At 45.7% G+C, this 23,734-nt stretch carries 15 protein-coding genes; 2 read left to right on the forward strand and 13 right to left on the reverse strand.

Annotated elements, in window-relative coordinates; genetic code table 11:
• Nucleotides 1-5 precede the first annotated feature (5 nt).
• The 4 genes from JNUCC1_RS04865 to JNUCC1_RS04880 all read right to left on the reverse strand — a co-directional run bounded on the left by JNUCC1_RS04865 (nucleotide 6) and on the right by JNUCC1_RS04880 (nucleotide 5,408).
• Complete coding sequence (locus JNUCC1_RS04865; protein ID WP_156644386.1) at nucleotides 6-965, reverse strand: ABC transporter permease; 960 nt, start codon at nucleotides 963-965, stop codon at nucleotides 6-8.
• Nucleotides 966-1,030: 65 nt separating this feature from the next.
• Nucleotides 1,031-2,782, reverse strand: coding sequence for an ABC transporter substrate-binding protein (locus JNUCC1_RS04870; RefSeq protein ID WP_156644387.1), 1,752 nt, complete (start codon nucleotides 2,780-2,782; stop codon nucleotides 1,031-1,033).
• Nucleotides 2,783-3,367: 585 nt separating this feature from the next.
• A complete protein-coding gene (locus tag JNUCC1_RS04875) occupies nucleotides 3,368-4,420 on the reverse strand; it encodes an ABC transporter ATP-binding protein (protein WP_156644388.1) in 1,053 nt (350 codons plus the stop codon).
• On the reverse strand, nucleotides 4,410-5,408 hold the full coding sequence (locus tag JNUCC1_RS04880; protein WP_156644389.1) for an ABC transporter ATP-binding protein: 999 nt from the start codon (nucleotides 5,406-5,408) through the stop codon (nucleotides 4,410-4,412). The genes JNUCC1_RS04875 and JNUCC1_RS04880 overlap by 11 nt, the downstream gene beginning before the upstream one ends.
• Nucleotides 5,409-5,685: 277 nt before the next feature.
• Between JNUCC1_RS04880 and JNUCC1_RS04885 the strand changes: the two genes are divergently transcribed.
• Nucleotides 5,686-6,051 (forward strand): hypothetical protein, encoded by a 366-nt coding sequence (locus JNUCC1_RS04885; RefSeq protein WP_156644390.1) that lies wholly within the window; start codon nucleotides 5,686-5,688, stop codon nucleotides 6,049-6,051.
• A gap of 117 nt (nucleotides 6,052-6,168) precedes the next feature.
• On the opposite strand, the gene JNUCC1_RS04890 is transcribed toward JNUCC1_RS04885, so the two are convergent.
• The 8 genes from JNUCC1_RS04890 to JNUCC1_RS04915 all read right to left on the reverse strand — a co-directional run bounded on the left by JNUCC1_RS04890 (nucleotide 6,169) and on the right by JNUCC1_RS04915 (nucleotide 19,137).
• Nucleotides 6,169-6,993, reverse strand: a complete 825-nt coding sequence (locus tag JNUCC1_RS04890; protein WP_156644391.1) for an SLAP domain-containing protein — start codon at nucleotides 6,991-6,993, stop codon at nucleotides 6,169-6,171.
• A gap of 120 nt (nucleotides 6,994-7,113) precedes the next feature.
• A complete protein-coding gene (locus tag JNUCC1_RS04895; RefSeq protein WP_231746993.1) occupies nucleotides 7,114-11,961 on the reverse strand; it encodes a 5'-nucleotidase C-terminal domain-containing protein in 4,848 nt (1,615 codons plus the stop codon).
• A gap of 720 nt (nucleotides 11,962-12,681) precedes the next feature.
• Nucleotides 12,682-15,018, reverse strand: a complete 2,337-nt coding sequence (locus JNUCC1_RS04900) for a glycoside hydrolase family 31 protein (protein WP_156644392.1) — start codon at nucleotides 15,016-15,018, stop codon at nucleotides 12,682-12,684.
• 319 nt (nucleotides 15,019-15,337) lie between these two features.
• Nucleotides 15,338-15,826 (reverse strand): sulfatase/phosphatase domain-containing protein, encoded by a 489-nt coding sequence (locus JNUCC1_RS18545; RefSeq protein ID WP_331713604.1) that lies wholly within the window; start codon nucleotides 15,824-15,826, stop codon nucleotides 15,338-15,340.
• On the reverse strand, nucleotides 15,739-16,335 hold the full coding sequence (locus JNUCC1_RS18940) for a sulfatase-like hydrolase/transferase (protein ID WP_269448131.1): 597 nt from the start codon (nucleotides 16,333-16,335) through the stop codon (nucleotides 15,739-15,741). The genes JNUCC1_RS18545 and JNUCC1_RS18940 overlap by 88 nt, the downstream gene beginning before the upstream one ends.
• Complete coding sequence (locus JNUCC1_RS18945) at nucleotides 16,293-16,730, reverse strand: sulfatase-like hydrolase/transferase (RefSeq protein WP_269448132.1); 438 nt, start codon at nucleotides 16,728-16,730, stop codon at nucleotides 16,293-16,295. The genes JNUCC1_RS18940 and JNUCC1_RS18945 overlap by 43 nt, the downstream gene beginning before the upstream one ends.
• A gap of 38 nt (nucleotides 16,731-16,768) precedes the next feature.
• Entirely contained in the window at nucleotides 16,769-17,476 is a 708-nt protein-coding gene (locus JNUCC1_RS04910) for a ThuA domain-containing protein (protein ID WP_156644393.1), read from the reverse strand.
• 23 nt (nucleotides 17,477-17,499) lie between these two features.
• Nucleotides 17,500-19,137 (reverse strand): alpha-L-fucosidase, encoded by a 1,638-nt coding sequence (locus JNUCC1_RS04915; protein ID WP_197431635.1) that lies wholly within the window; start codon nucleotides 19,135-19,137, stop codon nucleotides 17,500-17,502.
• A gap of 290 nt (nucleotides 19,138-19,427) precedes the next feature.
• On the opposite strand from JNUCC1_RS04915, the gene JNUCC1_RS04920 reads away from it, so the two are divergent.
• Nucleotides 19,428-20,459 carry a Gfo/Idh/MocA family protein gene (locus JNUCC1_RS04920; protein ID WP_156644395.1) on the forward strand — a complete coding sequence of 344 codons (1,032 nt, stop codon included), beginning with the start codon at nucleotides 19,428-19,430 and terminating at the stop codon, nucleotides 20,457-20,459.
• 149 nt (nucleotides 20,460-20,608) lie between these two features.
• Here the strand turns inward: JNUCC1_RS04920 and JNUCC1_RS04925 are convergent, their stop codons facing one another.
• Nucleotides 20,609-23,686 carry a glycoside hydrolase family 2 TIM barrel-domain containing protein gene (locus JNUCC1_RS04925; protein WP_156644396.1) on the reverse strand — a complete coding sequence of 1,026 codons (3,078 nt, stop codon included), beginning with the start codon at nucleotides 23,684-23,686 and terminating at the stop codon, nucleotides 20,609-20,611.
• Nucleotides 23,687-23,734 lie beyond the last annotated feature (48 nt).

A 23,734-nucleotide genomic window follows, 5' to 3' on the forward strand; every position in this document is an offset into this window, starting at 1 on the left:
ACCTCTCAATCATATCGAATTCTAGGATCAACCAGACTGTATAAGATGTCAGCGACCAAATTTCCAACGAGTATCGTCACACCAAGCAGCAGGTTAATGGCCATAATGACCGGGTAATCCCGATTCACTATGGAATCAATAAACAACGTACCTAAGCCAGGGTAATTAAAGACCTGTTCTGTAATGACTGCTCCCGATAACAGAACGCCCAACTCAAATCCGAGCAGTGTAACGATCGGAATAAGCGCATTGCGCAAGGTATGTTTATACAAAATGTTCGATTCGCTCATCCCCTTGGCTTGGGCTGTCCGGATATAGTCGCTCTTCATAATGTCCAGCACTTCAGAACGCACGTAGCGCATATATGTAGCGATACCGGCAAGTCCCAACGTGAAGCCCGGAAGAATCAGGTGATGGAGTCTGTCCAGCACACGTCCAAACCCTTCACTGTCACCGGAAATAGACCCTTGTGCAGGAAACCAGTCCAGATTGATTGAAAACACATAAATCGCCACAAGACCAAAGAAGAAATTCGGTATCGCCAGTCCGAGAAAACCAAATGTTGTCGCTGTGTAATCCAATAGCGAATAGGGGCGTCTGGCGGAATACAAGCCAATCGGGATTGCAAATATAAAAGTAATCACAAGTGCAAACAAGCTCAGATAAATCGTATTTGTGATGCGTTCGCCAACAATACTTTCAACAGAGCGGCCTTTATATTGAATCGACTCGCCAAAGTCACCTTTAACAAAGCCGCCCAGCCAATTAAAATACTGAATAGGCAATGGATCATTCAATCCAAGTGCTTCTTTTTGCTGTTCATATATTTCCGGATCAATGCTCGGGTCGATGTTTTTTGTGAAAGGATCCCCTGGTGCCGCTTTCGCAAGTGCAAATATAATCACAGTCAAGATCAGCAGCATCGGGATAAACACAAGAATTCTTCTGATAATATATTGAGCCATTCCATCACCCCTTTTTTAAAATGATTGGGAAGGAGGGATGATGCCTCCCCCCATTTAGTCTTGAATTATTTGCTGACCCACCATTCATGTGCATTGTGATACATTGTAAATGGCAGCGGGTCAATGCCGTGCATACGCTTGTTATAGCCCCAAAGCGCTTGCTCTTCATACAAAATCAGCTCAGGTAAATCACGTGAGAAGATCCCTTGCCATTCTGAATAAAGCTTCGCCCGTTCTTCTTGCTCAAACGATTTCGGGCCTTCTGTCGCTTGCTTCAACAGCTCATTGGCTTCTTCATTGTTCCAACGCGCATAGTTGTAAGGTGTTTTAATCGAATAGATCTCAGAAGGATCCGGATCACGGCGGTTCAGTCCCCATCCGATTAGGTATAGATCCCAGTCGTTGTTGTCATTTTCGATTTCCTCTAGAAACGCAGAGAACTCTTTCGGCTGACGCAAATCGATTTTAATCCCAACTTCTTCAAGCTGTTCCTGAATAATCGGACCAAAACGGTCTTTTTCAGCAGGATAATTCAGATTCAATACCCACTTTTCTCCGTCAGGATCTTCTCTCATACCGTCGCCATCGACATCAACATAGCCTTCTTCGTCGAGAATTTCCTTGGCTTTTTCAGGATCAAACGAGTAGTTTTTAACGGCTTCTTCATCATAAGCCCAGAACTTCCTTGGAATAGGGGATTCAACAATCTCACCCTGTCCATACAATAAACCTTTAATGATGCCTTCACGGTTAACCGCATAGGCAATGGCCTGGCGTACCTTCTGATTGGAAATCTTTTCATTTTCTTCCCAGTTATCCGGGTCGATCGTTTTATTCTTAACGTCTTTGGTTGTGCGGTGGTTCAGCTTAAAGCCCAGCACATGAATCGCAAAGTCTGGCTGTTTAATCGTTTCTATATTGTCGTTTTGCTCAATTTGTTCAAAGTCTGCTTCCGGAATGTTGTCGGGCTGAGCGATAAAGTCGATCTCGCCTTTTTCCAAAAGACCGATCATGACCGATGTATCAACCACTTTCCATTCCACACCATCAAGATGCGGCTTGCCTTGCCAGTAGTCTTCATTTCGTACCATTTCATAGCTTTCACGCTCAACCATACTGTCGAACTTGAATGGTCCGGTACCAATAATTTTCTCAGGATCTTTTGATTCAGGTGAACTGATGACATCCGCAATCGCCATATCGCCGAATACATGCTCCGGAATCAGTGGAAAGCTCGTATAATAAAGCAAGTTCGCATTGGCATTTTCAAATTTGAATGTAACTGTGTAATCATCCTCAGCAACAACAGCTTCAAATGCGTCTGAATCACCAGAACTGTATGCGTCGTAATCCTTCAGCGGTTCTACAAAAATCGTTCTAAGACCGCCGGATGCTACATACTCCGGATCCATCAGCGTCTGATACGTAAACACAACATCTTCAGCCGTAAACTCTTCCCCGTCATGCCATTTAACACCTTCGCGAATGTTAAATGTGATTTCTGTCTGGTCGTCATTAATGGTCCAGTCCTCAGCAAGCTGTGGGACAAATTCCAGTTGATCGTTCTGAGTCACAAGACTTTCATGTGTCAGTTCAAGCATTTTTTCTTCATAGGCATCAGTGTAAAAAATCGGGTTGAACACACCGCCTGGTGCAGTACCAAGTGCCCCAACGACCTTACCGCCGTCCTGAGGTTCACCTGGATCTTCAGAGGATGTATTTGAGTTATTACTCTTAGCATCATCCCCACAAGCCATCAGCATAGCGCTCATTAAAAGCAGCATTACTATAGAAAGAATTCGTTTATTAATCGTCATTTTGCGGTCATCTCCTTTGGTATTATGTTCAGTTGTTTTTGAAAATTTTCGTGGCGTTAAACTATGGAGCAAATACAGTCATCTTCTTTCATAAGAGCACCGTGATTTCCGCTGCGGGAAGTCGCTTTAACCTTATAACAGCTCAAGTGCGACATCTGTTCAAGAAGACCACTTTCACAGTGTCTTCTAGCCGCGGGCACGGCCTCAGCCTCCTTGCTCGCAAAGACCGCTCACTGTGGGGTCTTTGGACTCGTGCTGTTCCCGCAGGAGTCGACTTCCCTCCGCTCCAATCACTCTGTTTAATCTAGTAGCTTGGACCGTTCCACTCACCTATGAGTTAGAGAATAATCTCTCTTACCTAGCTCGGGGGAAACACGGAGACTCCTGTGGGATGCAAAGCCTCGGTGAGACCCCACAGCGCTCAGTAGGGGAAGGAAGGCTAAAACCGCGACGTCCTGTCGCAACGCCTTCATGACCCACGTCCTGTGGGCCCGAGGCTCAGCAGCGCCCACTGGACGCAGAGTGTTCCCTTCCGAGCGGCCGCATGAAGCCGTTATAAGTTCCTAATTCCATCCCAAAGTATTTTTACCTCTTCAACTCTGGTCTCTCTGGGTTATCGGTGTCGTATGCGTGACAGGCGACGTAATGACCTGACTCGATTTCTTGCAGCTCAGGTCTGACCTGGGCGCAAAGGTCATTTGCAAATGGGCATCTTGTCCGAAATGCACAGCCTGATGGCGGGTTCGCCGGGTTGGGAATATCACCGGACAAGACGTCATCGGTAGCCTCAGAGTCTTCCGTCACTTCAGGAATCGCCTTCAGCAAAAACTGTGTATATGGATGAAGCGGCTTCGAATATAAAGCGTCATTTGGCGCGATCTCTGCCACGCGGCCAAGATACATGACAGCCACCCGGTCACTCACATGATTCACAACATTCAAGTCATGCGAGATAAATAAATATGTTAAATTCAACTCGTCCTGCAAGTCCTGCATCAGATTCAGCACCTGTGCCTGAATTGACACGTCCAGCGCTGAGACTGCCTCATCACAGACAACCAGCTCCGGTTCGACAATCAGCGCTCTCGCAATGCCAATCCGCTGCCGCTGCCCGCCAGAAAACTGATGCGGATACTTTTGCAAATCTGATATGCGCAGCCCCACTTTTTGAATCATGGATTCAACTTTTTCAGTACGTTCGGCTTTTGAGTGATCGGTTTGCACAATCAGCGGTTCTTCAATCAGCTGCCGAATGCTCATTTTAGCGTTAAGTGACCCAAACGGATCCTGAAAAATCATTTGCAGCGCCTTGCGATAGGAACGCATTTTGCGGGAAGGCGCCTCTGCTATATTTTCCCCATTAAAAATGATGTCGCCTTCAGTGGAATCCAGCAGTCGTATTAAGACACGACCAAGCGTTGACTTTCCACAACCAGATTCTCCGACAATCCCGAGCGTTTCACCGCGCCGGACTGAAAAAGAGACGTCATCTACCGCTTTCACATAGTTGACGGGGCGTCTTAATATCCCGCCGTTGATTGGAAAGTATTTTTTAATATTTTTCACACGCAGGATGTCATCTTGATCAGGAGATGCCGCAGATTTCGAATTATGCATAACTGTTTGGTTAGCTGTCATGATGTTCGCCTCCTTCTTTATGCAAGATACAGCGTGACAAATGGTCATCGGCTGCTTCATATAACGGAATCGGGCCTTCTCTGCAGGCATCCATCGCATAAGGACAACGCGGCGCAAACCGGCAGCCTTTGGGGAAATCATATGCAGGCGGGATCGTGCCCTCAATAGCCTGCAGTCGCTTAACGGGTTTGTGCATATGAGGCAAACTGTTTAGCAACCCCTCTGTATAAGGGTGCTTGGTATCAAACAGCACTTCTTTCGTTGCAGCTTCCTCGACAATCTGGCCGCCATACATGACCATCACTCTGTCCGCATGCTCAGAAACGACGCCCAGGTCATGGGTGATAAACAGTATCGCCATATTAAACTTCTTTTGGAGATCGAATAGCAGTTTAAGTATTTGCAGCTGAATCGTTACATCCAGTGCTGTGGTAGGTTCATCGGCAATCAGCAGCTTCGGTTCACACGAGATCGCTATCGCAATCATTACACGCTGCCGCATGCCTCCGGATAATTGATGGGGATAATCTTTAATGATCTGTTCCGGGCGGGAGATCCCGACTAAGTTCAACAACTCGATCGCCTTCAGCTTGGCTTCTTTTTTGCTGACCTTTTTATGTTTGACAATCATCTCGATCATTTGATTGCCAATGGTGAAAACAGGGTTAAGTGCGGTCATCGGCTCCTGAAAAATCATCCCGATGTCTTTCCCTCTGACACGTTCAATTTCTTTCTTGGAAAACTGTGTCAGCGACTCATTTTCCAAATAAATATCGCCACCCGCAATTTTGCCAGGCTTTTTAATCAGCTGCATAACCGACAAGGCCGTCATACTTTTACCGCTGCCTGACTCACCAACCAAGGCAACTGTTTCCCCTCGTTTAATGGTGAATGATACATCGTCAACAGCTTTGGCAACTTTATCGTCTTTCATATAAAAGTAGGTCTTCAAATGGTCAACCTTCAGCACTTCATTGTCAGATGCCATTTCATCACTCCTTTATGTATATTCAGCGGGACCTTTGAGGCTGAGTGGAATTGCATGTAATAGGATAGTTCTGTGATCATGTTATTTTTATGAACATGTTTTCTTTATGAACACGTTTTATTATAGGGTAATACTAAATCGATCGCAAAGCGCTTTCTTTGTATTAAACCGGCGCATACATGAGAGATTTGTAGCCTAATAGTTTTAGACATCTATTATGGTTGATTATGAGAAAATACGTTGGATAATGCTGAAAAATGCGTATTGAAGGGAAATCGTGGAAGTGTTATTGGGGATTGGAAGTGAGGAGCTAGGGGAAGTTGGACCTTTTGAAATGTGTGTGGCGGAGCTGGGTGAGGCGGTAGATTATCTGCTTGGTCTATCTGAGGGGAGGCAGTTCTATCAGACGAAAAGTTTGGTCTATCCAAGCGAGAGGCAGTTCTATCAAACGAAGAACACAGACTATCCAAGCAAGAAGCAACTCTATCAAACGAAGAAGACTCTCTATCCAAGCAAGCCTTCATCCTATCCACCCCCCAACACCACCAAAATCCCACGCACACCAAAAAGCCAGAAGGAAGCCGTCCCATGGGTGGCTTCCTTCTGCCCTTCAAAAGATCATTCGACATATTTCGGGGAGTGACTGTCACTTCCCGAATTTTCTTTTTCTGTGTAGCGTCGGTCGTTTTCTACTAAAGGCTTCAAAAGCGCCCTCATGACGACTTCTTTCTCGCTTTCACGAATATAATAATCCAGCAGCCTACTCTACATGTTCGATTTTCCAGCTGGACAAATCAAGCTTCTCTTTGACCAGCGCTTCCTTTGGAAAGACGAGGGTGATGGGCTTGCTGGAGTTCGCTTTAATGGTGAGATGTGACAGTTTGAAGGTGCCTCTTGCGGCCGCCTCGCCTAAAGCATCATAAATGATCAGAGGAACCTGCTTAAGTTCCAAGTCTTGTATGGTGCCGTTTCGCACGAGCAAGGTCGTAATCAATTCATCATCTTTTGTTTGTCTGATGGACAGGCCCATAAAAGACAACTCGTCTTTGTCGAGCGCAGGAGCCTGTTCTACAATTTTACGCAGTTTTGCCAAGGATACTTCGGAAATACTGGCCTTCTCCTCATCAGTCATATCCAGCTTATGAGCGGGCTTGGTTTCAAAAGCCAATGACCATACGTTCGAATCCCAAGGGACTTCATCCCCCATGATAGATTCAGGCGGAAATACAAATTGCCAAGGGTATGCTGTATTCGGTTGCAGAGCTTCTAGGCTCGAAAAATTTTCCGTAATCCTCGCAATCGGCTGCCCATTTTCATCCAAAATAACAATCTCAGACTCTTTCAGACGGACTGGCTTATGTACGGTGCTGCGGATGAGGGCGGTTGCCTGCAAACTGCCATCCTCTAACTGGGAAAGATCAATTCCATAGAGGGAGAGCTGATCTTTTTTTAACTTGGGGCTTTTATCGTTGTGTGAAGCATAGTAATGGTAAGTGTCATCCGAAACAAGCTTGCCAGAGGGGATACGCAATGTTGTCGCAAATCGTTTCTCACGTCCAGCGTTTTTATTATATCGATCTGTCATTGAGGTCACATCCTTGTATCGCGTGTTGTCTCTATTATAGTATTGAATGTCATATATCAAAAGCCTTCATCGTTCAAAAAGAATAACCGCCGAGCATCATGCCCGGCGGTTGTTCTTTTTTTAGTGTGCCAATTTTCTCTTGCGGTAAAGCACAAGGGCGGTACCAGACAGGATCAGAATAATCCCTGCCAACAAAATGGAATACATGGTTGTTGCTGTGACAGGCAGTTTTTGGCCGCCATTTCCGCCACTGCCTGGAGGTGTGCCATCTTTGTCACCGTCTCCAACAGATCCTGGAGGTGTACCGTTTTGATCGCCATCCCCGTCAGATCCTGGAGGTGTGGTGTCATCTCCATTTTCATCTGATTCACCAGGGATTTCAGGCGCTTCTTCACCTTTAAGGTCAATAATACGACCTTCTCTTTCAGGATCGACAACACCATCGAGGTATTGTTCCTCTACCATATAATCTCGGAGCTGCTGCCAATCAGTTTCACCAATGTCTTTAACACGTCCGTCTTCATAAGCTTTGGCGAATGTTTCAAACCCGTCTCCGCCTTGTCCTGTAAAGCCGTTCGTGGTAACCAAATATTCACCATCAGGCTGAATTTCAATTAACTCGCCGCCTCGGTCAAGATACATTTTGGCAACACGATCACCCGGTTCTTTTGTACTGTCATAATAGTACTTCATACCGGATACATGCAGGAATCCGCCATTTTCAGCAGGGGCCTGACGCACGGCGTGTTCCAGAATGTCCTTGATTTCCTGTCCTGTCAATGTAGCAATAACAGGGTCATTTCCAAACGGCAGGACACTGATAACTTCACCTGTTGTAATCGGACCTTTGTCGATCGGAGCCCGGATGCCACCACCGTTTTGAAAAGCGATGACTGTTTTTGGAAACTTTTCTTTAGCTTTCGCGAGCATCGCATCCGTAACCAAGTTGCCGAGTTCTGTTTCGTTAGCGCGGACACTATCGTCACCTGGCTCGTCTTGACGAGGGTTAATGAGATCTTTCATGGCTTCAGCACCGATCTCTTCATTCATAACTTCGTCAATTTGCTCCTTATACGCCGCTAGAACTTTCTCAGCTTCAGGATCAGCTTCATAGTTATCCACTTCAAGCAATTCTCCAGCATGCCCAACGATTTCACCGTTATCATCGAATGATACGTTAAGTGTGCCGAGATATTCTCCGTATTCACCAGCTTGAACGATGACTGTCGGAGCTTTTTCTTTACCATTTTCACCTTTTGTAATGACATCAGGCGGTGTTACCTCAGAGTGAGAATGCCCACCAATAATGACGTCAATACCATCGACCTCTTTAGCAAGACGCAAGTCATTTCCGACATCCGGCGCACTGTCATAGCCAAGATGGTTAACGGCTACTACCTTGTTAATACCGGCGTCTTCAAATTCCTTGACCGCTTTTTCAGCGGAGGCTTTGAAGTCCTCAAACTTAACATCCATTGGGCTGGCAATATTAATCGTATCTTCAGTCGTCAATCCGAAAATACCGATCTTTTCACCATTAACTTCTTTGACAATACTGTTATAGATTTCCCCATTATTAGGGTCTTCTGCAAGTGATTCGTTCGTTTCAAGATCTTTCATAAATGGATCTTTGGAAAAGTCAATATTCGTACCGAGAAATGGAAACTCTGCCCCTGCAACAAATTCAGAAAGGGACTTTTGGCCGCTTTCCTCGTCTCCAAGGTCAAATTCGTGATTTCCAAAGACCATGGCATCAATGTCCATCATATTCATAATGGCCAAATCTGCCTGACCTTTAAATTCGTTGAAATAAAGCGTTCCAGAAAATACATCTCCACCATTAAGTAGCAATGATTCTGGATGTGTTGCTCGAAAGTCTTTAATAGCCGTGAGCATCTTAGGCAATTGCTCTGCACGTGCATGCGTATCGTTCATGTGCATGATATTCAGTTTATAGGAATTATCTGCAGCTGCCAGATCAAGTTGTGCGAGCACTGGATCATGGTCGCTGGCGCGTCCATGCATGTCTGTAAAGTCGGCGTTTACGTGTAAAACATCGACTTTTGAGGCTTCGGACAGATTATTAGAAACAAGGATGTGATCCAGCACCTGGGAATTCCCCTGGAACACATAGCTGTAACGTTCTTCAGCAGGCACCTGATCAATTAAGTTAGTCAATTCATTACCTTTTAAAACCTTAAGCGGTGTCGAGAATTCAAAATCATTCATGTCACCGAGCACAACCACATTTTCTTTAGGGTTGTCTTGTTTGATTTCTTTTACAAAGTCATTAACTGCACGAGCCAACTTAATACGCTCGGCTTCACTCCCGAGAACTGGTGGCTGGTTCTGTCCAAATGTTCCGTCATCGCCACGCTTGGAATTCAAATGATTGTTGACGACGACAACACTTTCCCCTTGGAACTCAAACTGTGCTGCCAAAGGTTTCCGTGTCCCTTCAAAAGTATCTGGTGACACACGACCAGGGTTAAGGGTCAACTGACCATTTTCATATCCAACTGCCGCTGTAGACGAACCTTTTTGCCCGTCAATCATAGTTACACGATCAGGGTTATAGAGATAACCAACGCGGATGTTACCGTTTGGCGCTCCGCCGTCTTTGTTGTACTCTGGGTTGATATTAGCATATTCGTAAGTTGGACCATTTTGAGCCTTAATTTCTGAAATGAGTCGTTCATAGCTTTCTGACGCATCAGCATCGTTTGGACCTTTGTCTTGTCCGTTATTATCCATAACCTCAACAATACCAATGATGTCAGGACTGTTCATGCCGTCAACAAAAGCTTTAGCAATATTTTCAGCTTTCTTAGGTGGCGTCTCACTTTTGTTATTTGAGAAATTCTCCACATTATAAGAAGCAACAGTCAGTTTATCAGCTTCTTTTGTGATGGTTGTTTTTTGTGGCTCTGTATTGCCTTCTTTAAAAACAGATTTAACTTCATCGAGATTTGAATAGACCTTATAGTTGCCATAGCCATAATTGACTACACCTGTAATGGCCTCCGTAAATTTGTCTCCAGTTTTAACGGCAAAATCCCGTGCTGGCCCGTTTGGCTGCAATTTAAATTGAACCGCTTGTGCCATCGGCCCGTTTTCTGTCAGACGAATGCCGCCATTAACAGTTGTGTTTTCTGGTTTGAATTCATCAGTTACAACAACGAGATCACCATGTTGCTGTGGTGCAACCGCTCTGGCAGGTTCCACTTCCACTCTCATGCCTTCAATGCTTTCCCAGAAATCGATAGCGTATTTGTTTGGTTCAAAAACATCAAATGTATCTTCTCCAGCGATCTTAGATGGAATATCACTTGATGTGATTTTAACCGGGGCAGGAAGTTCAACATTTTTTTCTTGAATATTGACAGAACCGCCCTTATCATCACGGGCATTGATCTGAGTAACCGGCAAATCGGTTTTTTCTTTGTCACTATAGCCGTCAATATAATACTCGTCTACCTTACCTGTGACTTCAACAAGATCGCCGACTGAGACGTCTTCTGCTTTTCCAGTATAAATGACGATCCCTTCAGATGTTTTCGGGTTGCCGTCGTATTGATCTTCGGGTGTCTGCATGTGGAAGTAGTGGGAGCCTCTAATATCATACTTATATGTCACGATGCCCTCGACATTTTCCACATTCTGACCTTTCATTGGTGATTCGTGACTCTCCCCTTGGATATGGTGGATTTTCACGCCATCTTCTGCCTGGTAAACCGTGTAACTAAATTCAACTGGGTCACTTGTCGTCAACCCATCTTTTTTGGCAATAGCTTTGACTGTCATGTTCTCACTGACTGTTATTGGTCCATTGTAAAGTTTACCTTGTTCTGGATCACTTCCGTCAGTGGTGTAAAAAATTTCCGCTCCTTCAGTACCCGTTTTGAGTGTGACTTCAGAATCAGCCGGGATGGTACCTGCATTCGGGCTTGCTGTAACAGGGCGTACTTTCGAACTATCAGCTACAACATCCTGTTTGCTTCTCGGAATGATTTGATGGACATCGCCAAATTGGGTCACAATGCCTGTGATAGATTCATAGGTTCTATCAGTGTTGAGCCCAAGTGCGTCAGTTTCATCTCGAACGACAAAACCGTTGCCATCAGCATCTTCGGCACTATAGTTGCTGCCATCGACACCTGTGAGTTTAACGTTTTCAATTATGACAAGCTTGGATTGATGGTTTTTTAACTGGCTGCCATCAATCGGCAAGGCACTTGGCACACCAACACCCGCGGTTTTCTCTTCTATGGTCGTGCCTTGTAATTGCAACAGGCCATTATAGTTATCCAAAGATCCGGTTACGGTAATCTCATCACCAAGTTGCACATCGAGTGACGGTGGACGAAGCGCAATCGCGGCATTATCATCCTGGATCTGTATGGAGTTTTTTAATTTTGCTGTTACAATGCCTTTTGTTTTAGCTTCACCCGTTTCTTGAGCTCGAACTTCTGTAATGGTCTTAAGCTCGAGTGGTGGAGCAGGCTCTTCGGATTCGGAGGTGAATTTCATCTCTGTTGGATCTTTCAATCCGTAGTGTGACGATATATAACCCAAAAGTTTCCCAGTTACAATCACTTCTTTCCCAACGTTATTAGGATTTGTTTTCAGACCAAAATCTGATCTAAATTGTTTTGAAACCTGTACGTACAGCATGTTATCCGTATTGGTTTCATCCTTATTATCAGCGATTGCGTAATTATAATCCTCAGGGAATTCTTCAGGATTTTTTGTAACATTATCTTTACTTAGAGCGTACCCAACAATATATCCTTTGACGGTCTTGTCACTGCCATCATTATCCAATCCAATTGCCTCTGCTACAGAAATAGAATGATCAGCATCCGCTGCCTGAACTGTAAATGGCGCAGCTGCTGGGGTAAACAAACTCAGCAAAAGAACAGCAATCAACAATATGCTATAGTGCTTTTGTCTTGCTTTTAAATGCATCTTTGTCTCTCCCTATGGTTTATTTATCCCTGTCCTAAAAAATTGTCAACCTCTAGTTAGAATGTTTCTATTGATATGTATATCTCAGGATCCAGAGATAGATTTAATTAATGGATACAAACGCGCACTTTGACAGCGTTTTCACATTTATAAGAACACCTCGCTTTCTGTAAAAGTAAGCCGTTCCTACAATGTAAGTTACTAAACTATTATAAGGTTGTCAATGTATATTAGCGACAATTAAAGATGTTTTAATAATGTTTTTATTCGACTGTAAATAGTTCTTTGTGGTCATTTTCAGCTGTTCTTATAAGAGTTAAAAGACCTAGTTCGGGACTATTGTATTAGTATTAATATAAACTGTTTGTGAAAGGTTGCTGGAATTATAAAACTTGAAAGTGACAGACATTAGCCAAATTGTTCAATCCTAAGAGAAGAAAGATCCCTTTAAAATAAGTTGATATTCAGTCTTGTAAGGTTAATTCTCGACTTTAGTTTAAAAATTTAAAATATAAAAAAGCCGGGTAGAAGTCGGTTCCAAGGAGTGACTTCTTTCTAGCTTTGTATGGACCATAACTAAATAATTTACCTATCAATTTCTGTGGCAACGTTCATAAACTAAAAGACAGAAGGAAGCCAACCCAAGAATGACTTCCTTCTGTCTTTATATATCTGTAATTATCTCATTCAAACTACAGTTCGACTTGATAGAACCAAAAATTAAAGGTCTATCTGTCTCTTTTGCTGTCCATTCACCTTTACATCATCCACCGAATCTCCATGAAATCCAACTAATATCGACCCATAAGCCGGCTTGAAATTTCCACTCTGGCCCACAACGCGGACATCAACGCCCTTGGCTTCGCTCACGATTTTGAGCTCAAGCTTCATGTAATCACCGTTTTCATAGGCATACGTTTCCCCGTCATCGTCGTAAAATGTCATCCGATACGTCTCTCCCGGTTCACCATGGTAAACGTTCAATGTCACATCTTTTGGTGTTTTGTCCTTGTTGGATGTCCAGTCGCCCATGACAAAAGCGGTCCCTTTTTTCACGAAAATCGGGAGGTCTTCAAGTTCAGCATGAATCAGGTGTGACATACCACCCGCATATTCTTGCTCAGTCATGATATCGACCCAGGTGCCCTCTGGCATGTACACAGCGCGGTCTGTCACAGACGGCTGCAAGATTGGGGCGATCATCACGTTGTCGCCGATCATGAACTGATCATTCAAATTGTATGTTTTTTCATCGTCCGGAAATTCCATGAACAATGGGCGCATCACAGGGAGTCCTGAAACACTCGCTTCATAAAAAAGACTGTACAGCTGTGGCATCCATTCGTAACGCATCTGAATATAGCGGCGCATGATCGCTTCATACTTTTCCCCGAATTGCCATGGTTCCTGGTAGCGAAAACCGATCGCTGAGTGGTTCCGGAAAAATGGGGTAAACGCGCCGACCTGGGTCCAGCGGGTAAGAAGTTCGGCGTTGGTATCATGAGCAAATCCGCCAACATCCGGGCCTGTGAATGCAACACCGGAAAGGCCGAGATTCATCACCATTGGAAGCGACATTTGCAAATGCTCCCAGAAGCTGCGGTTGTCGCCAGTCCATACCGACCCATACCGCTGTACGCCGCCATAGCCTGCACGGGTCAACAGGAATGGCCGCTTGCCGTCGAGCTGCTTTTTCATCCCTTCATAAGTTGCCTCGCCCATCAAAAGACCGTACACATTATGGAGTTCGCGATGTGTTGTTGGGCGTCCGTCGTTTCGGTGCATGACCGACGTGTCCATCGTTTTCGTTTCATTGAAAACAGCTGGTTCGTTCATATCGTTCCAAATGCCCTCGACGCCGATTTCGGTGTAAAAAGCATGCTTCTCTCCCCACCAGTCGCGCACCTTTTGCTCAGTAAAGTCTGGAAATGCACTGGTTCCAGGCCATACATCGCCAAAGTAGATGTCTCCTTCAAGGTATTTACAGAAAAGATCATCACGAACGCCTTCCTGATAAATCGCATATTCGCTGTCTTTTTTCACACCTGGGTCAACAATCGGAACGACTCGGATGCCCATGTCACGCAGATCAGCGATTAATTTTTTCGGATTGGGAAAGCGATCTTTGTCGAACGTGAACACGCGATAACCATCCATATAATGAATATCGAGGTGAATCACATCAATTGGAATGTCTTTGTCGATAAAATTTTGAGCGAGTGCACGCACTTCTTTTTCCGACTCGTAGCTGTAGCGTGACTGATGATAGCCGAGCGACCATTTTGACGGGAGTGGAATGCGTCCAGTCAAATGGGTGTACTGCTGAAGGACAGCTTTTGGATCAGGCCCAGCCATGACATAATAATCAAGCTGACCGCCCTCTGCGGAAAAGCTGTACGTGTCTTCAGATGTTTTCATGTCAAAAAACGACCGGAATGTATTGTCAAAAAAGATGCCATGCGCCCGGCCTTCGCGGAGTGTCATGAAGTACGGGATCGACTCATACAATGGATCGGTCTCAGGATTGTGCGGGGCATACACGTCCGTGTTCCACATCTCGAGCGCTTCACCGCGTTTGTTGAGATGTCCGCTTTTCTCCCCAAAGCCATAAAAGTGATCTGCCCCATGCATTTTTTTGAACGCAGCCACTGTACCGTCTGCTTGGTAGCACATGCCGCGCTCCCCTTCCCCGACAAGCTCCTGGCCGCTTGAGTCTTTAATCGTGATGCGGAACGGTGTTTTTGTGATATGAATTTCAAGACGTTCTGTTGCGAGCGTCAGGTAGATATCCTCATCAATAACCCGCACCGCGACATCTTCCGCGTTTGCAATTACTGCCCGAGACTGATCAAGGGCAGGCGTACTCTCGGGATTCATCACCACACGCACAATGTCAGCCCGGAAAAACCGAACCGCCACTTCAGCGTTCTCACACGAAAATAAATAAGTAGAACCATCTTTTTCATAACTATTCAAACTGCCAACATCACGGTAAATAACCGGCTTCTCTGCCTGGCTATTCCCCGGATGAATCGCAAAACTCGTATCGTCTAGCATACAAAAACCTCCTGACTTATAAAGGGATAATATCATGGGGGCTGTCGCTGATACCTGTGACCTGGGTGAAAGCACCGCGTTGGTAACTGTCTCCATTAAAATCAAGCCCTGAAGGAAGTCCTCTCATGGGGTCGCTTCCCTCTGGCCTTTTATTTTATCCAGGTTTTCGAGTATGGTATCCAGGTTTATTTTCGTATATCCAGGTTTTTCAGGCGGATATCCAGAATATTTTCTGTATATCCAGAATTTCGGGCGCTTTATCCAGAATTTAAGCGGTTTTATCCAGGTTTCACCTGATCACAACGCCCCTGCAAAAACTTCACTCATAATCCTCCACAGCATCTTTCAACCGATACAGCTCTTCTTTCAACGTCTTCACGGTTTCGGCGTACTCAGGAACGTCATAAACGTTATTCAGCTCATGGGGATCTTTTTTTAAGTCGAACAGTTCCCACTCAGGTTCACGGGATTCATCAAGTGTGTTGGACGAACCCAGCGCCTCGCCGTAATAATAGATTAGCTTATAACGGTGCGTGCGCATGCCGTAATGGGCTACGACTTTGTGCGGTTCACTCAGATGCTCCCAGTACCGGTAGTAGTGGGACGTCTGCCAGTCGTCGGGCGTCCGTTCCTCAAGCACCGGACGCAGACTTGTCCCTTGCATGAACTCGGGGATCTCAACGCCCGCGTAATCCAGGAAGGTCTCCGCAAAGTCCACGTTTAAAGCGAAATCCTCTGTCGTGGTCCCAGCTCGCACGCCTTCTGGATAGCGGACGATGAATGGCATGCGGAGCGATTCTTCATACATGAACCGCTTATCATACCAGCCGTGGTCCCCAGGAAAAATCCTTGGTCAGATGTATAGATCACAATCGTGTTGTCAGCCAGTCCGGCTTCATCCAGATAGTCAAGCATACGTCCGACGTTATCATCGATCGAGGCAACGACGCGCAAATAATCCTTAATGTACCGCTGATATTTCCAGCTTTTCAACTCAGCCGGGGTCAAGCCCTCGGGCGGTTCAACTTTTAAATCAATTTCATTCAAATCGCTCTCAATCCGCATAGTAGCCTCTTTTGCAGCATTGGACCGGTTTGAATAATCATCGTTAAAGGTGACCGGCTCAGGGATGTCGACCTCGTCATACATATGGGCATGTTTCGCGTCAGGTTCCCACGGCCGGTGGGGGGCTTTATGGTGACACATTAGGAAAAACGGCTGATCCTCGGTTCGTTTTTTCAGCCAGTCCAACGAGAGGTCTGTGATGATGTCGGTCACATACCCCTCATATTGCTTCTCCTCTCCCATTTCATACATCGGCGGATTGTGATATTCCCCTGGCCGGGCAACACATTCCAGTAGTCAAACCCGGTTGGATCATTGTTGCCGCCATGGCCAAGATGCCACTTTCCGACGATGGCGGTCTGGTAACCGTTGTTCTGTAAAATTTTCTGGACGTTCGGCCGGTTGCCATCGAATGTGTCGCCCAGCGTTTTAACCCCGTTCATATGGTTATACTGGCCGGTCATAATCGCCGCCCGGCTCGGCGCACAGATGGAGTTCGTGCAGAAACAATTGTCAAAACGCATCCCTTCCTCAGCAATCCGGTCCAGATTCGGCGTCTCATTGATGCGGCTCCCATAACAACTCATCGCATGTGCCGCATGATCATCACTCATAATAAATAAAATATTCGGCTGTGTTTGTACCATTTACATTCCCCTTTCAAAATTTAATACAATTTTGCGCGCTACAGGCCAGGCCCCGAATAATGTCCGCGGACCGGCTCAGATGTATTAGGCGGTGCAGCCCACTTGACAGCGTTTTTAATAACACGCTGAACAGACTGGTTATGATAAGTCGGATACGTCTCATGCCCGGGACGAAAGTAAAATATTTTCCCGCGGCCCCGTTTGAACGTCGCCCCGCTTCGGAACACCTCGCCGCCTGAGAACCACCTGATAAATACGTGTTCATCCGGTGTCGGGATATCGAAATGCTCACCGTACATCTCTTCTTGCTCAAGTTCTATGTACTCGTCAATCCCTTCAACAATCGGATGCGTTGGATCAGCGACCCAAAGCCGCTCTGTATCACCAGCTTCCCGCCACTTCAAATCGCAAGACGTCCCCATCAGCTTCTTAAATACCTTGGAAAAATGCGCTGAATGCAGCACGATAAGCCCCATTCCCTTGAGCACACGAGCCTGCACCTTTTCCACGATCTCGTCCTCAACTTCCTCATGCGCCTTATGCCCCCACCAAACAAGCACATCCGTCCGGTCCAAAACCGCATCTGACAGTCCATGCTCCGCCTCATCCAGCACAGCCGTTTGCACATCATGTCCTTCTTTTTTCAAAAAGTCAGCAATCACCATATGAATGCCATCCGGATAAACGTCCCGAACAGCCGCTTCCTCCTGCTCATGACGAAATTCGTTCCAAACTGTCACGCGCATCAAAAGCCCTCCTTTCTCAAACATCAGCTCAAGCTAAGACTCACACCAGTCACCTCAAGTCCCAAATCCGCCTCTGCAAAAGCCGGCTCGTCCAATACAACTGACAATTCATATACATGGTCAGCCGTCACTGCAAATGGCCCAATCGGTTCACGCAGTAAATCTCCAGCCGACACCACAACCGCACGATCGGCCACTGTCACCTTGTAACGCCGCTCCGAATCAGTGCTTGTCCCTGTCAGTCGCACCAGCACCTCACCGCTTTCCTCAGGCAGGAAAAATACTGAGTGCCGTAATGTGGTTTCCGTTAAGGTATTATAATTTCCGCGATCAGCAAATCCATAGCCGCTCTCAATCTGAGTTATCTCAGCATGAACCTCATCGCCCGCTGCAAGTTTCAACGTCTGTTCCGGCACGATCGTCAAATCCGACTCCAGCCTTACTTTAATCACATCCAACTGTTGTTCGAAAACATCCACCGTAAGCACGCAATTCGACATTACCCAATCAAGCGTGTTCCCGTCGCCATCAGTTACTTCTGCAACAGTCGATCCAAGCCCCGGGAGCACAACTTGACCATTTTCCGGTTTTGAAAAAAGATGCAGGTACAAATCTCGACCGTTCACTGTCACCTCACCCCAAGGCTGACCGCCAAATCGGGTAGCTGTTGCACCTATTACTGAATCAGGATACTGCTTAAGCCAGTCCCCCACCGCTTCAAGCACTTCCCGCTCAAACGGCACAACCGAACCATCCCCGCGCGGCCCAATGTTCAACAGATAATTGCCGCCCCGGGCCCGAACGCTGACAAGTCCCTTGATCAGATCACGCACTTTGCCCTCAAAACCTTCACGTGCCTGCCACTTCCGATAGCCCCATGTTTCGCGATAAATCGACGCCGGCGTCTGCCACGGTCCTTCAAGTGTCTGCGCTGGAATCTGATTATCTCCGAGTGTTCGGAAGTCACCCGTGTTGTTCCAGATCCGGCTATTAATGGCTGCATGAGGCTGATATTTCCTCACAATCCCAGCAAACTTTGCACTCTGTCCAGGCGTCGGCGAAGACATATCGAACCACACCTCAACAATCGGACCGTAGTTCGTCATCAACTCTGTCAACTGTGCTTCAATAGCCGGCTCCATCGAAACAGGAATCGGATTGTTATTATTCAGATCAAAGTCATGTCCCAGGTGCCAATCTACCAGCGAAAAATAGACTCCAAATCCGAGTCCATGCCGCTCACACGCCTCTGCCAGCATTTTCAGGGGGTCTCTGCCAAACGGCGTCTGCTTGACCACATTATAATCTGTCGTGGCGGTATCAAACATGGCAAACCCATCATGATGCTTACTCGTGATCACGATATACCGCATGCCCGCATCCAAGGCCAACCGGCAGATCGCATCCGGGTCAAACCCTTCACCCGTAAACTCAGCCGCTGCCTGCACATATTCCGCTTCAGCCATGCCAGCCCACATCTGAATCTGCTCACTGTACCCCTCACGGACCGGTTCCCCGTTCACCTCACCGCCATATACAGAATACAGCCCCCAGTGGATGAACATGCCATATTGAAGGCGCTGCCAATTGGCTGTGACCGGTTTTTTATCCAGATCAACCCCTCCAGAAATACCATTTGTAACCGCATACTTTTTTCCCAACTCCAGATCACCCTTTGCTCTTAAAAATATGTAACCCAATGAACCTTTAAAGTTGAATTAAGCCAATAACTCTATTAAGATATTATTAAAGTTATTATAATAAGTAGCAGCATAACATTCTTCAAAAAAGCAATTCGCACCATGTAACCGTATTAATATACCATCTTATTAAATCCCTTTTAATAAGTGTATTGTAACATGTTTGTGCGATTGTGCCACTATTTATGCTCTTATGTACATTATTTTTAATCAGTAACAGAGAATCCATATATAGAAAGGGGAAGCAATAAATGAAAAAAATAAAGGTAGGAATTATTGGGTGCGGACGCATTTTCCCAATGCATGCATTGCCTGTTGAGGTCAGAGAGGATCTTGAATTGGTCGCGGTATGTGACATCAAAGAAGAGCGCGCTCAAACAGCTGCCACAAAACATAATTGTGCATCGTATACCGATTACATGACAATGTTTGAAGAAGAGGATATGGACGCGATACATATTTGTCTCCCGCACCACCTGCACGCACCGGTAGCCATTGAAGCTGCCAAACGTAAGATCCATGTTTTAACGGAAAAGCCCATGGCAATTACAATGGAGGATGCTGAAAACATGGTCGCCGCCGCTGATGAAAATAATATCTCCCTTGGCGTCATTTTTCAAAACAGGTACAATCAGTCTTCACAACTGATTAAAAACATGCTTGAAAATGGCACATTGGGTGCGGTCAAATCCAGCAAACTCTCCCTCACTTGGGATCGTTCTGATGATTATTACCGGGAAAGTGACTGGAAAGGCACATGGGATAAAGAGGGTGGCGGTGTCATTATAGACCAAGCCATCCATACAATGGACATTGTTCGCTGGCTGATCGATGACGAGATTGATTATGTCGATGCTGTCATTGCCAATCGAGCACACGATTTCATTGAGGTTGAAGACACTGCAGAGGGCGTTATTAAATATAAGAGCGGTGTTGTGACTGCCTTTTACGCGATCAACTATTATTCTTACGATGCACCAGTGGAAGCAGAGCTGCATTGTGAAAATGGCATCGTCAATATGATTGGCGATTATGCCGAAATCAAACTCAATGACGGACGCACATTTACTGCAGAAAATAACCCAAATGAAACGTTTGAATATGAAGAAGGCGTTAAAAGCTACTGGGGCGTCAATCATATCAAACAAATTAATAATTTCTATGACGCCTTAAAAGCTGGCACACAGCCGGATATTACTGGAAAAGAAGCCTTAAAAACACAGAAAATGATCGTAGCTGTCTACGATTCAGGTAAATCCGGGAAGCGTGTCGCCTTTGATTGATCCTTGCCACTAAACAAAGATCCGAACATGATTCCTCAAATGAATCATGTTCGGATCTTTTGTTTAGCTTGTTTAAAAAGCACTGTCTCTTCATTTTGCGTCGCTACTGCATATAAAAATCACACGCCGTATGAACTGAACGCCCAATTTCAAACGGGTTCCAAATAAAATTTAAAGCGGAATGGTTCTGCTAAAAGTTCATATTCCGGAAGCACGTCTGGTCCGCAACTTGCGCTGCCGATGCCGAACTGTTTATGGTCCAAGTGAACCGTTACTTCATCCCTTGGCTGCAGGTCATAGGTGTGCCGTGCCTGATCAAAGTCTTCTACTGTATAACGATGAGCGCTGAAATTAAAATCAGGATCTCCCTTTACTTTAATACCCATTCCTGATTCGTTGGTAAATCCCGCCCATTTGACATCTGTCCGATTGCCGTTTTCTTGAGGATACACGTAGTTGGTCATCAATTCATCGACCGTTTTACTGAACGTTCCAAACCTGGCAGCTTCTTTAGTGTCAGCATAGGCTTCACCCGGCCCTCTGCCACGCCACTTCACGTGATCCATGTGGGAGGGTATTTCCATTTCCAAGCCTACACGGGGCAGAGTTCTTGGAGCGTCTCCCTCAGGCGTTCCGGAAACTTCTGCAACCATTCGACCATCTCCGTCGATGGTATAGACAAGCTCTACACGAATACCCCATGCAAGAACAGGTGGTGCTATCCGCTGGGACACTGTTATGACAGCTTCTGTTTGGCAGTAGCTCACTTTCCATTTTACGTTGTTCGTGCGCTGCTGCAGCTTATCAACGCCAAACTGTTTCCAGACAGGTTCCAGGCGATGGTCATTGTTGGTCACTGCCCGCCAGAATTGAAGCCTTGGCCCGGCTGTTAACAGAGAAAGGCCGCTAACATTCCAAGATGCCATTTCTCCTGTAATTGTGTTGAAGGTCATATGAAAATCGCTGCCTTCAATATTAAGGACATTCTGTTTTGCATATACGCTCAGCTGATTCATATGCTGAGCCTCAATCCTTTGTAAGTTTCCTGTCGTGTCAGCCAAAACAAACTGTGCCCACGCTAATTCATGACCGGCTTTAGCCCATTGTGTGTCGTTTGCCAGATTAAAACATATGTTCAGTACATATTGCGTATCCGACTTTAACATGTCAGGCATTTCAAAAGGGATTTGGACCCCCTTTGAGGACCGTGGTCCAATTTTCGCGACGGAGACGCTTCCGCTCTGAAGGATGCGGCCTTCTGCTTCTATATTCCAGGATGCGTGTATATGGGACAGATCTAAGAAATCATACCGATTATAGACCTTAAATTCACCTTTATTCGCATCCACTTCTTCAATTTTAATGGGTTCGATCACTTTTTTATGCTCGTAATATCCTGGAGAAGGCGTTCTGTCCGGCATGACAAGTCCGTCAATAACAAAGTTGTAGTCGTTTGGTTCATCTCCAAAATCGCCACCATAAGCAAAATATGCCTCACCATCGTTCGTCTGAGCCCGTAAGCCATGATCCGCCCATTCCCATACAAATCCGCCTTGAAGACGCTCATATCTGTAAATGGTCTCCCAGTATTCTTTAAGCGAACCGGGACCGTTCCCCATGGCGTGTGCATACTCACAAAGAATGTGTGGTTTGCTGTAATCGGTACGAGATCCCAATTTTTCCAACCTGTCTATGGTCGTATACATCGAAGAAAAGACATCCGAGGCGACCGGTTCAGATGTTGACTCTGCATCCCAATAAGGAATAGTTTGACATTCGCCTTCATAATGAACGATACGGGTATCATCGCGCTGATGTGCCCATTGATGCATTGCTATATGATTGCAGCCAAATCCCGATTCATTTCCCAGGGACCACATGACAATGGAAGGGTGGTTCTTACTCCGTTCCACCATTCTCTCCACCCGGTCGATGTAAGCTGACTTCCATGTCGGATCATCACTTAATTCATGTATATTACCCGTTATTTCAAATCCGTGTGTTTCCAGATCGGCTTCATCAATGACATATAACCCATATTCGTCACAGAGGTCATAAAACTGAGGATCGTTCGGATAATGGGCACAGCGTACAGCATTAATATTGCTTTGCTTCATTAGGATGATGTCTTTTTCCATATGCTCGCGGCGCACAGCACGGCCGAGGTCTGGATGATTGTCATGGCGGTTAACCCCTCTAAACTTTAACGGAACGCCATTTATGAGCAACAGCCCATTTTTAACCTCGATGGACCTGAACCCGACCTTTTGCATAATGACCTCAATCGTTTCCTGCTGATTATTTTTCAGCGTTAACACCAAATGGTATAAATAAGGATTTTCTGCTGACCATTTATTTGGTTTTTCAATATCCGCATCGAAGGTTATGTTCTTTCCATGCTCTGGGATGGCGATGCGTTCTTTCTCTCCTGACACGACCTCCTTATAATTTGCATCAAGAAGCCTGTATTCAACAGTTACCGCTTCCCCTACGCCAGCCGCTTTTGAACACAGCTCTGCCTCTACATGCAACCTTGCATCGTGATATGACTCATCTAAATAAGGTCGAACAAACACATCACGGACATAAGCTCGAGGTCTGGCTACTAGGTACACGTCTCGAAAGATCCCGCTCAGCCACCACATATCCTGATCTTCTATGTAACTGGAAGCTGACCATTTATAAACCCGGACATCTAGAGTGTTCTGTTCTTTTCTAAGGAATGAGGTGATATTAAATTCTGCCGGCAAACGACTGCCTGTGCTGTAACCAACTTCCTGCCCATTTACCCAAACATGGAAACTATTATCAACACCTTCGAAGCGCAGAAAAACTTCATACCCCTTCCATTTCTCGGGAAGGGTGAACTGGCGATGGTACAATCCAGTCGGGTTTTCAGTCGGTACATGGGGCGGATCGACAGGGAATGGATATGAAACGTTTGTATAATGTGGTTTATCATAGCCTTGCAGCTGCCAGTGGTGCGGGACTTGAATGGTATCCCAATCAGTCATATATTCATGTTTCATCTGTTCAATAGCAGGTGCTTCATGAGGGTTATCTGAAAACTTGAACTGCCATAAGCCATTCAGTGTCTTAATCCGATCAGACTCAGTCCAATCATATGTCAAAGCAGTCTGTTCATCTCTAAATGGTATAAAATACGAGCGATTTTTTTCGCGGTTGCGATGCAGCACATTGATATTCTCTAAGTCTTGCAGCAACATCAATACCCGTCTCCTCTCTTATAATAAATGAGGGAGACCATTGATCTC

Origin of the sequence: Lentibacillus sp. JNUCC-1, from assembly GCF_009741735.1 — a bacterium.
GTDB lineage: Bacteria > Bacillota > Bacilli > Bacillales > Amphibacillaceae > Lentibacillus_B.